General features: G+C 66.8%; 9 protein-coding genes. 4 read left to right on the top strand and 5 right to left on the bottom strand.

Translation table 11 applies throughout. The features are described from left to right. Window positions 1-57 precede the first annotated feature (57 nt). From HUT07_RS01070 to HUT07_RS01060, 3 genes are read left to right on the top strand one after another with little or no spacing between them, the layout of a single operon-like run. Window positions 58-1221 carry an isovaleryl-CoA dehydrogenase gene (locus tag HUT07_RS01070; RefSeq protein ID WP_176019349.1) on the top strand — a complete coding sequence of 388 codons (1164 nt, stop codon included), beginning with the start codon at window positions 58-60 and terminating at the stop codon, window positions 1219-1221. A gap of 8 nt (window positions 1222-1229) precedes the next feature. Continuing rightward, window positions 1230-2840 (top strand): carboxyl transferase domain-containing protein, encoded by a 1611-nt coding sequence (locus HUT07_RS01065; protein WP_176019348.1) that lies wholly within the window; start codon window positions 1230-1232, stop codon window positions 2838-2840. 26 nt (window positions 2841-2866) lie between these two features. Beyond that, window positions 2867-4849, top strand: a complete 1983-nt coding sequence (locus tag HUT07_RS01060) for an acetyl/propionyl/methylcrotonyl-CoA carboxylase subunit alpha (RefSeq protein ID WP_176019347.1) — start codon at window positions 2867-2869, stop codon at window positions 4847-4849. Between the two features lie 24 nt (window positions 4850-4873). On the opposite strand, the gene HUT07_RS01055 is transcribed toward HUT07_RS01060, so the two are convergent. Next, a complete protein-coding gene (locus HUT07_RS01055; RefSeq protein WP_176019346.1) occupies window positions 4874-6037 on the bottom strand; it encodes a putative peptide maturation dehydrogenase in 1164 nt (387 codons plus the stop codon). 120 nt (window positions 6038-6157) lie between these two features. On the opposite strand from HUT07_RS01055, the gene HUT07_RS01050 reads away from it, so the two are divergent. After that, a complete protein-coding gene (locus HUT07_RS01050) occupies window positions 6158-6442 on the top strand; it encodes an NHLP-related RiPP peptide (RefSeq protein ID WP_176019345.1) in 285 nt (94 codons plus the stop codon). Window positions 6443-6449: 7 nt separating this feature from the next. On the opposite strand, the gene HUT07_RS01045 is transcribed toward HUT07_RS01050, so the two are convergent. The 4 genes from HUT07_RS01045 to aceB form a co-directional block, all read right to left on the bottom strand. Beyond that, the gene (locus HUT07_RS01045) at window positions 6450-8948 is read right to left on the bottom strand and encodes a putative peptide modification system cyclase (RefSeq protein WP_176019344.1); all 2499 of its coding nucleotides are present in this window, start codon (window positions 8946-8948) and stop codon (window positions 6450-6452) included. A 15-nt stretch (window positions 8949-8963) separates the two neighbouring features. Further along, the gene (locus HUT07_RS01040) at window positions 8964-10004 is read right to left on the bottom strand and encodes a GGDEF domain-containing protein (protein WP_176019343.1); all 1041 of its coding nucleotides are present in this window, start codon (window positions 10002-10004) and stop codon (window positions 8964-8966) included. Window positions 10005-10324: 320 nt separating this feature from the next. Then, window positions 10325-11626, bottom strand: coding sequence for an isocitrate lyase (gene aceA / locus HUT07_RS01035; RefSeq protein ID WP_100461870.1), 1302 nt, complete (start codon window positions 11624-11626; stop codon window positions 10325-10327). A 78-nt stretch (window positions 11627-11704) separates the two neighbouring features. After that, window positions 11705-13342: a malate synthase A gene (gene aceB, locus HUT07_RS01030; RefSeq protein ID WP_176019342.1), complete on the bottom strand. Its 1638-nt coding sequence runs from the start codon at window positions 13340-13342 to the stop codon at window positions 11705-11707. Between the last annotated feature and the right edge of the window lie 73 nt (window positions 13343-13415).

The raw sequence follows: 13415 nt of genomic DNA, 5'->3' as shown, positions 1-13415 counted from the left end.
GCCCGCTTCCCCTTCCGGGTGCGTCCATTCCCCACCTTCCCTCGTGGAGCCATCGCAATGCACGTGCCATCCCTGAACTTCGACCTCGGCGAAGATATCGACCTGCTGCGCCAGAGCGTGGCCCATTTTGCCGCTGCCGAGATCGCGCCGCTGGCGGCCGAGGCCGATGCGACCAACCAGTTCCCGTTGGCACTATGGCCCAAGCTGGGCGAGCAGGGCCTGCTGGGCCTGACCGTTGAAGAAGAATACGGCGGCACCGGCATGGGCTACCTGGCCCACGTGGTGGCGATGGAAGAAGTCTCGCGCGCGTCCGGTGGCATCGGCCTGTCCTACGGCGCGCACTCGAACCTGTGCGTGAACCAACTGCGCAAGAACGGTACCGAATCGCAGAAGCAGCGCTTCCTGCCGGACCTGTGCAGCGGCGCCAGGATCGGTGCGCTGGCGATGAGCGAACCGGGTGCGGGTTCGGACGTGGTGTCGATGAAGCTGCGCGCGGACAAGCGCGGCGACCGCTACGTGCTCAACGGCAACAAGATGTGGATCACCAACGGCCCCGACGCCGACGTGCTGGTGGTGTACGCCAAGACCGATGTCGAGGCCGGTGCCAAGGGCATCACCGCCTTCCTGGTCGAGAAGGGCATGAAGGGTTTCTCCACCGCGCAGAAGCTGGACAAGCTGGGCATGCGCTCCTCGCCCACCTGCGAACTGGTGTTCCAGGACTGTGAGATTCCCGAAGAGAACGTGCTGGGCGCGGTCGGTGGCGGCGTGCGCGTGCTGATGTCCGGCCTGGACTACGAGCGCGTGGTGCTGTCCGGCGGCCCGCTGGGCCTGATGGCTGCAGCGATGGACGTGGTGATGCCGTACGTGCACGAACGCCACCAGTTCGGTGAGCCGATCGGCAGCTTCCAGCTGATCCAGGCCAAGATCGCCGACATGTACGTGGGCCTGGGCGCCTGCCGCGCCTATGTATATGCCGTGGCGCGCGCCTGCGACCAGGGCCGCACCACCCGCCAGGATGCCGCTGGCGCGATCCTCTACGCCGCCGAGAAGGCAACGTGGCTGACCGGCCAGGCGATCCAGATCCTCGGCGGCAACGGCTACATCAACGAATACCCGACCGGCCGCTTGTGGCGCGATGCCAAGCTGTATGAAATCGGCGCCGGCACTTCGGAGATCCGCCGCATGCTGATCGGCCGCGAACTGTTCCAGCGCACTCTGTAAGGCAACCCATGAGCATCCTAGGCAGCCAGCTGCAACCGGGCAGCGAATCGTTTGAAAGCAACCGCGCGGCGATGCAGGCCGTGGTTGATGATCTGCACGCCACCCTCGCCCGTACCGCCCTGGGCGGCAGCGAAGCGGCGCGCGCCAAGCACACCGCGCGCGGCAAGCTGCTGGTGCGCGACCGCATCGATGCCCTGCTCGACCCGGGCAGCGCGTTCCTGGAAATTGCCCCGCTGGCCGCGCACGGCATGTATGACGATGCCGTGCCTGCCGCTGGCGTGGTCGCCGGCATCGGCCGCGTGAGCGGCGTGGAGTGCGTGATCGTGGCCAACGATGCCACGGTCAAGGGCGGCACCTATTACCCGGTGACGGTGAAGAAGCATCTGCGTGCGCAGGAGATCGCCGAGCAGAACCACCTGCCGTGCATCTACCTGGTCGATTCCGGTGGCGCCTTCCTGCCGCTGCAGGATGAGGTGTTCCCCGACCGCGATCATTTCGGCCGTATCTTCTACAACCAGGCCAACCTGTCGGCGCAGGGCATTCCGCAGATCGCCTGCGTGATGGGCAGCTGCACCGCCGGTGGCGCCTATGTGCCGGCGATGAGCGACGAGACGGTGATCGTGCGCGAGCAGGGCACCATCTTCCTCGGCGGCCCGCCGCTGGTGAAGGCGGCCACCGGTGAAGTGGTGACGGCCGAAGAGCTGGGCGGTGCCGATGTGCACACGCGCATTTCCGGCGTGGCCGACCACATGGCCGACAACGATCTGCAGGCGCTGGCACGGGTACGCGCGATCATCGCCCAGCTGAACTGGCGCAAGCCCGAGGCAGCGATGGCGCTGCAACCGGTGGAAGAACCGCTGCTGCCGGCGCATGAACTGTACGGCGTGATCCCGGCCGATACGCGCAAGCCCTATGACGTGCGCGAAGTGATCGCGCGGCTGGTCGACGGTTCGCGCTTCGACGAGTTCAAGCCGCGCTACGGCGCCACCCTGGTCACCGGCTTTGCCCATCTGCATGGGTATCCGATCGGCATCATCGCCAACAACGGCATCCTGTTCTCCGAGTCCGCCCTGAAGGGCGCGCACTTCATCGAGCTGTGCACCCAGCGCAACATCCCGCTGCTGTTCCTGCAGAACATCACCGGCTTCATGGTCGGCCGCAAGTACGAACAGGGCGGCATCGCCAAGGACGGGGCCAAGCTGGTGATGGCCGTGGCCTGCGCCAAGGTACCCAAGTTCACCGTGGTGATCGGCGGTTCGTTCGGCGCCGGCAACTACGGCATGTGCGGCCGCGCGTACTCGCCCAACTTCCTGTGGATGTGGCCCAACGCACGCATCGGCGTGATGGGTGGCGAACAGGCCGCCAGCGTGCTGGCCACGGTGAAGCGTGATGGCATCGAAGCCAAGGGCGGGCAGTGGCCGGGCGAGGAAGAAGATGCGTTCAAGGCACCGATCCGCGACCAGTTCGAACAGCAGGGCCACCCGTATTACGCCAGTGCGCGCCTGTGGGACGACGGTGTGATCGATCCGGTCGATACCCGCCGGGTACTGGCCCTGGCCCTGTCGGCCAGCCTCAACGCTCCCCCGCAGCAGACGCGCTTCGGCGTGTTCCGCATGTGACCTGTGCCATGACCGAGTCTGTTGCCATGTTCAGCAAAGTCCTGATCGCCAACCGCGGCGAGATCGCCTGCCGCGTCATCGCCACCTGCCACCGCCTCGGCATCGCCACCGTGGCGGTGTATTCCGATGCCGACCGCAATGCACGCCACGTGCGCCTGGCCGACGAAGCCATCCACATCGGCCCGGCTGCGGCGCGCGAGAGCTACCTGCGCAGCGATGCCATCCTCGACGCCGCACGCCGCACCGGCGCGCAGGCGATCCACCCCGGCTACGGCTTCCTGTCCGAGAACGCCGATTTCGCCGACGCATGCGCTGCCGCCGGCATCACCTTCATTGGCCCACCGGCCAGTGCAATCCGCGCAATGGGCGACAAGAGCGCGGCCAAGGCCTTGATGGCCAAGGCCGGCGTACCGCTGACGCCGGGCTACCACGGCGACCAGCAGGAACCGGGGTTCCTGCGCACGCAGGCCGACAGCATCGGCTACCCGGTGCTGATCAAGGCCAGCGCTGGCGGCGGCGGCAAGGGCATGCGCAAGGTCGAACGCAGCGAAGATTTCGTCGATGCGCTGGCCAGCTGCCAGCGCGAGGCGGCCTCGGCGTTCGGCAACGATCACGTGCTGGTGGAGAAGTATGTCGAGCGCCCGCGTCACATCGAGATCCAGGTGTTCGGCGGTGGCCATGGTGAGGCGGTCTACCTGTTCGAGCGCGACTGCTCGGTGCAGCGCCGCCACCAGAAGGTGCTGGAAGAAGCACCCGCCCCTGGCATGAGCGCCGAGCGCCGCGCCGCGATGGGCAAGGCCGCCGTCGATGCCGCGCGCGCAGTGGGCTACGTCGGTGCGGGCACGGTGGAGTTCATCGCCGGCCCGGACGGCGATTTCTACTTCATGGAAATGAACACTCGCCTGCAGGTCGAACACCCGGTCACCGAGTTCATCACCGGTACCGACCTGGTGGAATGGCAGCTGCGCGTGGCCGCTGGCCAGCCGCTGCCCAAGCGCCAGGACGAACTGACCATCTGCGGCCATGCCATCGAAGCGCGCTTGTACGCCGAAGATGCCGACCGTGGCTTCCTGCCCTCCACCGGCACCCTGCGCCGCCTGCGCCTGCCGACGCCGTCGGCGAACGTGCGGGTGGACACCGGCGTGGAGGAAGGCGACAGCATCACCCCGTACTACGACCCGATGATCGCCAAGCTGATCGTCTGGGACGTGGACCGCGACGCCGCGCTACGCCGCATGAGCCAGGCCCTGGCCGACTGCCAGGTGGTGGGCGTAACCACCAATGCCGGCTTCCTGCGCCGCCTGCTGCACACCGATTCGTTCACCCACGCGAAGCTGGATACCGCGCTGATCGAGCGTGAGCAGGCCGCACTGGCGGTGACCGGTGACGGTGAGCAGGCGCTGTGGGAACTGGCAGCGATCGCCGCCGTGGTGAGCACACCGGCCGCTACCACCGATGTGCGCGACCCGCATTCGCCGTGGCAGGCACAGGATGGCTGGCGGCTGGGCGCGCCGGCCGCACGCGTGGTGCCGCTGCAGCAGGGAGAGCGGGCGCACACGCTGAAGGTGTGGGCCACGGCCGATGGCTGGCGCGTGCAGTGCGATGACGCCGCGCCGAAGCAGGTTGTCGGCCGTGCCGATGGCCAAACCCTGTCGGTGCAGCTGGACGCGCGTCGCTGGCGGTTGCAGCTACAGCGCGACGGCGACCAGCTGTACCTGTTCGGCGACGATGGCCAGCACCGCTTCACCCTGCACGACCCGGTGGGCGAATCGGAACAGGCCAGCGCCGACGCCGGCAGCCTGCTGGCACCGATGCCCGGCAAAATCGTGGCAACGCTGGTGGCGGCAGGCACGCAGGTGAAGCGCGGCACGCCGCTGGTGGTGCTGGAAGCGATGAAGATGGAGCACACCCTGCAGGCACCGGCCGATGGCATGGTGAAGGGTTATCGCGCCAAGGCCGGTGACCAGGTGGGGGATGGTGCGGTGCTGGTGGATTTCGAAGCGGCGTGATGCCGTCCGGTCACGCGTTGTCGATCAACGCGTGACCGGCCACACCTGGCCAAGCGGGTCCAGTTCGGCCGTCACCCGCTCGGCTGCACGCCAGCCAACACCACAGACCGCCAGTACGCCCTCGGCCATCGGCTGCAGGCCCAGCGCCCGCTCGGCCTCGACCTCGTTGATCGCTGCGGTGACGAATGCGCCCAGCCCCTGCGCGGTTGCCGCGCTGTAGAGCGCTTGCGATACATGGCCGGCATCCAGGGTGATCGCGCGATAGGCCTTGGCATGGCCGCGGTACTTCCAGAACATGCGCTCGAAGCGGCACACCAGGATCAGCTGCACCGGTGCGTTGGCGAACCAGTACTGACCGGCCAGCAGGCGTTGGCAGAAGCTGTCCAGGTCGCCGTGCGGCACCGTTATCGGGCCCAGTTCGTGTGCGGTGGCATGGTAATGATAGAGGCCCGGCGGCAGTCCTTCCACATTGCGCGCCACCACATACGCTTCCAATGGATGCAGGCTGCCTGCCGACGGAATGTTCTTCTTCAGGAAGCGCACACCAGGTTCGGTTTCCACCTGCGCCTGCGCCATCAGCACCTGCTGCAGCAGCCGAGCCAGCATCGGCAACGGCACCGCGCGTGTATCGTCGAAGTTGCGGCAGGTCGCACGCGCCTGCAGCTGTGCCTGCATCGGGTCGTCATCGCAGCGTGGCAAGGGCCGCGCATCGGACAGACGGGCCGGCGTCTCGGCCGGCGGCGGGCCGAAGCTGCGCACCAGGTCCTGCGCCGTCATCAGCTGGCTGCGCTGCATGTCACCGACGCTGTCCACACCGTCCCAGCGTGAGTGCTGGTAATGCAACGCCGACAGCGGCCACCACTGGCTGTCACGCACCTGCTGTTCGGCCGCTGCTGCCTCGGCATGTGCCGGATCGTCGCTGACCAACAGCCCCTGCTCCAGCAGCGCCAGCGCGCGACGCCGTTCCTGCGGCTCTATCGGTAGCGGCTGCCACTGCTCCGCGCTGCACTGGAGCAGCCACAGGCAGCTGACCGCATCGACCGTGCGCGGCGACGGCAGATGCGCTGCGCGCACCTGCAGGGACTGTTCGAAACCAACGCCACTGCCGCCAGCAAGCAGCACATCCAGGTCGAAATGCGCCCGCTCCAGCGGTTCGACGATCATCGTCCTGCAACGACGGAAGTTCATTCGAGGCGCATCCGGGAGCGTGGTTGGCCAGCGATGATAGCGTGGTGGCCAATACGCACCATCAATTCCCGCTGCGCCCAGCCGATACTGTTTTTTTCCCCTCCCTGCCGGTAATCAACCATGTCCCGTTCTCCTCTCTCCCCCGAAGTGGTCCAGACGCTGCTCAAGCAGCTGTCCAGCGACGATGCGTTCCGCAGCGCATTCGCCGCCGACCCCGCGAAGGCGCTGATCACGCTGGGCGCAGACGCTGACAGCGTTGCCGCCTGCAACACGCCGCTGGACTCGCTGGGCGGCAAGGAAGAGTTTGCCCGGGCAGCGGAGCTGTTGAGCGAGCGCCTTGCCGTGACCGGACCGTTCAAGGTGCCCTTCATGTTCGAGAGCGGCCTGAAGGGACTGCAGGACTGATCTGCCCTCAGGGTGCTCCTGCCTGCTGCCGGCTGGCCGAATCGGCCAGCCGGCGCGCATCGGCCACATTCAAGGGCAACAGGACCAGGGCACCGGCGTCTTCGGCGAAGGCCATGCCTGTGCGCTGGCGCAACCAGCGCTCCCGGCGCTGCACGGCCTGATCGCGGCCGAGGGCGCGATCAATATCCAGCTGCAGTACATGCCACTGGTACAGCGTGCCGTTGGCCAACGGCTTCAGCAGTGCCGAAGCGGCCTCTGCATTGCCGGCATCCAGCTCACCACGCGCACGAAGCAGCAGCCACAGTTCCTGCAGCCGCGGGTCGGTGCTGTGTTCAACCAACGCCTGCAGTGCTGGACGACGGGAGCGCAGCTCTGCGTCCAGGCCCGCGCGCTGCAGGTGGTAGGCCACCGACAGCGCAATGAAGGCGCGATGACGCGGTGCAGCGCCGACACCCTCATCGACTGCCGCCAGGGTACGGTCCAGCAATCGTGCGTACTGCAGCCGGGATCCGTTGCCACCTGCCTGTGCAGTCCATGCCAACGACTGCAGGGCCAGGATGTCGCACAGCTCCGGCACACTCGCACACTGCTTCACGGCCTGCGTCATCTCCGCGGCCGCATCGTTTGTCCGACCCTGCAGGGCGAGGAGCCCGCTGTACTCCATGCGCGCGCCGAGCCCGCGCGAGGTGATGGCTTCACTACGCTCGTGCGCCTTCTGCACCTCGCCATCCAGCAGCAGCGCGACCGCCTCCAGCATGTCACCGTGCCAGTTCGGCAACGCGCCTGCTTCCTTGAACGCAGCAACGGCCGCCTTGACCTCGCCACGCGCAAGCTGAGTACGGCCAATGAAGGACAGGACCAGCGCACGATGTGTCTGATGGCGCTCCAGCAGCGGCATCATGTCGGCCAGCGCACCATCATAGTCGCCATAGGCGAACAGGGCCATCGCATGATTCATCCAGCCGGCCGGATCGTCCGGATACAGCTGGGTCAGCATCCGCCACTTTTCCGCACTGCGCTGCGGGGAAGCACCACTGAAGTCCGCACCCCAAGCGTCCAGGTACAGCTGGTCGCGCGCGCTCAACCGGGTGCGTCCCGACACCGCCTGACGATACAGTTCGCCGGCCGCCGACACGTTGCCCATGGCGTACTGCAGCCGCATCTGCCCGATATAGGCAAAGGTGAACTGGGGGTCCAGGCGGGTGGCCTGCTGGAAGAACAGCAACGCTTCGTCGAAACGCTCCTGCGCCAGCGCATCGCTGCCCTTGGCGTAGGCATGCAGCGCATCAAGATTGGCGGTGGCCACCGTTGGCAGCGGTTTCTGCTCGCGACTGACATCGTGCAGCGCCTCACCCAGATCACTGCGCAGTGCCTTCACCACGGTGTCGGTGGAGGCCAGGATCGAATCCAGGCCATTGCCATCTGCGAAATGCGTGTACACCGTCTGCCCAGTACGCGGGTCCACGACCTCCACACCCACCCGTACCTTGCCGTTGAGCTCAAGCACCGTGGGCATCAGCACCGCGCGTGCGCCATCGCGCAGCGCGACCTCGATCGCCAGTGCGCGATCCAGCCGTGCATTGGCTGGGCGCTGCATCAACTGCAGCGTGTCACGCACCTTCAGTTCGCTGAGGATGTTGACAAAGCGCGACTGCCCCAGGCTGATGTAGAGCGCCTGTTCCAGGCTGGAATCCAGCTGTGGGTAGGCCGTACTGTTGCTGACCGCCGCCAGGATCACCCAGTCGCGCTCGGCGAATGCGATCGCCGGGGCAGGCCGCAGCAGCGTCCACATCACCACGGCCAGCACCACCGCCAGCGTCGCCTCCGTGAACAACGCAGCGGGGCGACGCCACAGCGGCAGGTCCCGCCAGGCTTTGTCACCCGAACGCGGCCGGCGCAGCGGCGCGCGGCCACGGATGCCGACTTCGAACACATGCTGGCGTTCGCTGATGCCCTTGAAGCGCCAAAGCCCATGGTCCTTCCAACGCAGTTCGTCCGCCGTCCAGGGCAACTCGCTGCCGCCTCGTCGCGCCATCTGTTCGGCTGCCGAGGACAGCAGCACCTGCCCCGGCCACGCCAACTGCATCAAACGCGCGGCCATCGGCTTGGCCAGACCCTCGACCTCCACCGCCTTTGCGCCGTGGGCAACGGCCTCGGCACTGTTGTCCCACAGCAGCACATCACCCACGTGCAGACCAGCGCGAGCGCGCAGCACGATGCCGCGCTCGTGGCCCATCGCGTCGACCGCGTTCTGGTAGGAAATGGCAAAACCAATGCCATCGATGGGACGTTCGAACAGAACGAACAATCCATCGGACCGATCGATCAGCTGGCCATTCCACTGCTGCTGCAGCCCCAGGACCAGACGGTCATGCTGCTGGAAGAATTCGGCGGCGGCGACATCGCCGATACGCTCCACCAGCTGCAGTGAATCGCACAGATCGGTGAACAGCAGTGCCCGCAGTTGGGCGTTGTGCGGGGTCGACGTTCCGTTGTCGCCATTCATCGCCAGGGTCTCCGCTCATTGTCCATCCGGACCATCGGTCCACCGCAGGCAGTTGCCGCCTGCGCGCTTGGCTTGGTACAGCGCACGATCGGCGCGAGCGTACCACTCGCTCCAGTCCGCGTCAGGGGCCAGCAGGCTGGCGCCGATGCTGGCCAGGCTGACGTGCGGGGTGCCATGGCTGCGCTCGAGCAGGCCGTGCACCGCACTGAGGATGAACTCGGCAGCGTGCTGCACGATCTCGATGTTGCCCCGGCGCAGGATCAGGCAGAACTCATCTCCGCCCAGGCGGCAGGCCAGGTCATGTTCGCCGGCCATCGAGCGCAGGATGTTGCCCATGCTCTGCAGCACACGGTCACCGGCCTGGTGGCCATGGCGGTCGTTGATCTGCTTGAACCGGTCGCAGTCGATCAGCAGCAGCGCCTGCGGCAGCCCTTCTGCCTGCGTCCGGCATTCCTGCAGGTACAGGGTCAGGCCGCGGCGGTTATGCAGGCCGGTCAGTTCATCCGTGCGCACCAGCTCACGTGTGTGGGTCAGCTGGTGGGTGGTGATGTACAGGTTGTCCAGCGCGGCTTCCAGGTCATGGTTGCGCCGCCGCAGCTGGCTGATCAGGGCCTGCTCGTTGGTCAGCACCCGCAGGATCGTGCGCCGCAGGAAGTAGGCCACCAGGCCCGGGTCGGACTCGACCAGGCAATGGAAATCCGCCGGCCCCAGTTCCAGCACGTGGCAGTCGGCCATCACCCGCGCGCTGGCGCTGCGCGGATGGTCGCCCATCAACAGGCCGAGCTCACCGAAGAACTCATGCCGGCCGAGCGTCTTGAGCACCAGGTCCTCGCCGAAATCCAGCTCGATCAGGCCTTCGAGGATGATGTACATGCACTCGCCACGATGGCCGCGCTGGAACAGCCATTGGCCCGCCGGCAACCTGCGGGGCTGGGCAAACCGGGCGAACAGGGCAACCTCTTCTTCGGACAGCAGCGCATGCACAATCTCGGCCATCGCCAGCTTGGCGATACCGATTGTCGTGTCGATGTTCTCGGCCGCACCCCTGCCGGTCATTCCCTGCACCCGCCGCCAGCGTCCCCTGGTGAGCCGCGGAGCATATCAGTGAATCAAACTGTGCGTCGCTTCTCATTTTTGTGAAGACGCAGCGCGCCGCCTGACGCGCGGGCAAACGCCCCATTCACGCCTGTTGGCGGCAGAAGGAAAACAAGGAATATCAATGCCTTGGCGATGGCTCGACGCAGATTGTCGCAGCGACCACAGATACAACGACGCCGGCAGATCCCCCGATCTGCCGGCGTCGTCTGGCCCTTCCCTGGCCACCCTGATCAGCCCGAGCCCCGGGAGGTTGCCGGCCAGCGGCCGGCACTACCGGATCACGCGGCCCGTTCGCTGCGCTCGCCGTGGAACTGCTCTTCCTCGGTCGAGCCGGTCAGCGCGGTGGTCGAGGACTGCCCCTGCTGGATCGCCTGGGTCACCGCATCGAAGTAGCCGGTGCCGACCTCGCGCTGGTGCTTGACCGCAGTGAAGCCGCGCTCGGCTGCTTCGAATTCAGCTTCCTGCAGTTCCACGAACGCGCTCATCTGGCGGCGCGCATAGCCGTGGGCCAGGTTGAACATGCCGTAGTTCAGCGCGTGGAAACCGGCCAAGGTGATGAACTGGAACTTGTAGCCATAGCTGCCCAGTTCGCGCTGGAACTTGGCGATGGTGGCGTCGTCCAGGTTCTTCTTCCAGTTGAAGCTGGGCGAGCAGTTGTAGGCCAGCAGCTTGCCGGGGAACTTCGCATGGATCGCCTCGGCGAATTTCCGCGCGAATTCCAGGTCCGGCTTGCCGGTCTCGCACCACACCAGATCTGCATAGGGCGCATACGCCAGGCCGCGGCTGATCGCCTGGTCCAGGCCATTGCGGGTCTTGTAGAAGCCTTCCACGGTGCGCTCGCCGGTGGCGAACGGCGTGTCGTTGCCATCGATGTCGCTGGTCAGCAGATCGGCAGCCTCGGCATCGGTACGCGCCACCAGCAGGGTCGGCACGCCCAGCACGTCGGCGGCCAGGCGCGCGGCGTTGAGCTTCTCGATCGCCTCGCGGGTCGGCACCAGCACCTTGCCGCCCATGTGGCCGCACTTCTTCACCGAAGCCAGCTGGTCTTCGAAGTGCACGCCGGCGGCACCCGCCTCGATCATCGCCTTCATCAGCTCGAACGCATTGAGCACGCCACCGAACCCAGCCTCGGCGTCGGCCACGATCGGCTGCAGGAAGTCGATGTCATCCTTGCCTTCGGCGTGGTGCAGCTGGTCGGCACGCAGCAGGGTGTTGTTGATGCGCTTGACCACTGCCGGCACCGAATCGGCCGGGTAAAGCGACTGGTCCGGATACATCTGCCCGGCCAGGTTGGCATCGGCCGCCACCTGCCAGCCGGACAAGTAGATCGCCTTCAAGCCCGCCTTCACCTGCTGCATGGCCTGGTTGCCGGTCAGCGCGCCGAGCGCGTTGACGAAGTCGCGCTCATGCAGCGATTTCCACAGCTTTTCCGCGCCCAGCCGGGCCAGCGAATGCTCGATATGGACGGTGCCACGCAGGCGCACCACGTCGGCGGCGCTGTAGTTGCGCTGGATGCCTTCCCAGCGCGGATTGGTGTCCCAGTCGTGCTGGATCTGTTCGGCAGTGGGCAGCGTGCTCATGTCTTTCTCCAGTTCGGTTCGTGCGGATGCAGCGGGGAAGGAAAACGGCGAGGAACGTGGCGTGCAGCGATCAGTCGATCAGTCGATGCGCGCGTACGCCGGCAGGGTCAGGAAGTCGGTCAGTTCGTTGCTGCGGCTCAGTTCGGCCAGCAGGGTGATGGCTTCTTCGATGCGGCCGCCACCGGGCAGCGCCGAGGTATCGCCGAGGCGCGCCGGCAGCTGCGCCAGGGTGGAATCCAGCAGGGCCAGGTCGATCGCGGTGCCATCGTCCAGCTGCTGGCCCGGCGTGTGCAGCCACTGCCACAGCTGGCTGCGGCTGATCTCTGCGGTGGCCGCGTCCTCCATCAGGTGGTGGATCGGGACGCAGCCGTTGCCGTCCAGCCATGCGGCCAGGTAACGCACGCAGACTTCGACATTGCCTTCGAAGCCGGCGCGGGTGATCGTGCCCGGCGGACGCGCGATCAGTTCATCGCGGCCCACGCGCACGTCCTGGCGCAGCACCTGGTGCTGGTTGGGCGTGGGCATGTGCTCGTCGAAGATCGCCATCGCCACCGGAATGAGCGCCGGGTGCGCGACCCACGTGCCATCGTGGCCAGCGGTCACTTCGCGCAGCTTGTCGGCGCGCACCCGCGCCATCGCCTGCTCGTTGGCGGCCGCATCGTTGTTGATCGGAATCTGCGCGGCCATGCCACCCATCGCATGTGCGCCGCGGCGATGGCAGGTCTGGATCAGCAGTTCCGAATACGCCTTCAGGAACGGCTGGGTCATGGTCACCTGGCCACGCTCGGGCAGCACGCGGTCAGCATGGCGGCGGAAGGTCTTCAGGTACGAGAAGATGTAGTCCCAGCGCCCGCAGTTGAGGCCGACGATGCGATCGCGCAGGGCGTGCAGGATCTCGTCCATCTCGAACACCGCCGGCAGCGTTTCGATCAGCACCGTCACCTTGATCTGGCCGTGCGGCAGGCCGAGCATGCCTTCGATGTGCGACAGCGCGGTCTCCCACAGCGCCGCCTCTTCCATGCTCTGCAGCTTGGGCAGGTAGAAGTACGGGCCACGGTCCCTGGACTGAAGCGCGCGCGCGTTGTGGAACGCGAACACCGCCGCATCGAACAGACCGCCGGCCAGGAACTGGCCATCGACGCGCACATGCTTTTCGTCCAGGTGCCAGCCACGCGGGCGCACGATCAGCACGGCCTGCTCGTCGTAGGGGCGCAGGGTGTAGTGCTTGCCCGCCTTGCCATTGGCGGCCGGTGCGGTGTACTGCAGGTCGCCGCGCACTGCGGCCGCCAGCGACTGCTGACCGGCCAGCAGGTTGCGCCAGGTCGGCGAGGTCGAATCCTCGAAGTCGGCCATGAACACCTTGGCGCCGGAGTTCAGCGCGTTGATGACCATCTTCGGGTCGGTCGGGCCGGTGATCTCGACGCGGCGGTCCTGCAGTGCGGCCGGCAGCGGCGCAACGCGCCAGTCACCGCTGCGGATCGCAGTCGTGTCCTGGCGGAAGTCCGGCAGGCCGCCCTGGTCGAAGAACGCCTGGCGTTCACGGCGGGCCTGCAGCCGTGCCTGCCGGCCCGGTTCCACCGCGCGGTGCAGGGACACCAGCAGGGCCAGCAGCGGCGCCGGCAGCACGGTGGCCTGGCCGGCCACCTGGGTCGCCAGGGCGATACCCGGCGTGGCCTTGGCAGCGGTGGAGGGAACAGCGGAAGCGACGGCGGACATGGGCGGACTCCAGCGTGGGGGAACGACCCCACCGTGCCGCCGCAGCCCTGTATTTGGCAAAACAGTTTTTGCA

Source organism: Stenotrophomonas sp. NA06056, assembly GCF_013364355.1.
GTDB lineage: Bacteria > Pseudomonadota > Gammaproteobacteria > Xanthomonadales > Xanthomonadaceae > Stenotrophomonas.
Note: the sequence above shows the minus strand (reverse complement) of the source record. Positions and strands in the feature narration are given on the sequence as shown.

Excerpts from the sequence above, each read along its gene's own strand:
- HUT07_RS01070 (WP_176019349.1), top strand. The coding sequence starts at position 58 with ATGCACGTGCCATCCCTGAACTTCGACCTCGGCGAAGATATCGACCTG.
- HUT07_RS01065 (WP_176019348.1), top strand. The coding sequence starts at position 1,230 with ATGAGCATCCTAGGCAGCCAGCTGCAACCGGGCAGCGAATCGTTTGAA.
- HUT07_RS01060 (WP_176019347.1), top strand. The coding sequence starts at position 2,867 with ATGTTCAGCAAAGTCCTGATCGCCAACCGCGGCGAGATCGCCTGCCGC.
- HUT07_RS01055 (WP_176019346.1), bottom strand. The coding sequence starts at position 6,037 with ATGAACTTCCGTCGTTGCAGGACGATGATCGTCGAACCGCTGGAGCGG.
- HUT07_RS01050 (WP_176019345.1), top strand. The coding sequence starts at position 6,158 with ATGTCCCGTTCTCCTCTCTCCCCCGAAGTGGTCCAGACGCTGCTCAAG.
- HUT07_RS01045 (WP_176019344.1), bottom strand. The coding sequence starts at position 8,948 with ATGAATGGCGACAACGGAACGTCGACCCCGCACAACGCCCAACTGCGG.
- HUT07_RS01040 (WP_176019343.1), bottom strand. The coding sequence starts at position 10,004 with ATGACCGGCAGGGGTGCGGCCGAGAACATCGACACGACAATCGGTATC.
- aceA (WP_100461870.1), bottom strand. The coding sequence starts at position 11,626 with ATGAGCACGCTGCCCACTGCCGAACAGATCCAGCACGACTGGGACACC.
- aceB (WP_176019342.1), bottom strand. The coding sequence starts at position 13,342 with ATGTCCGCCGTCGCTTCCGCTGTTCCCTCCACCGCTGCCAAGGCCACG.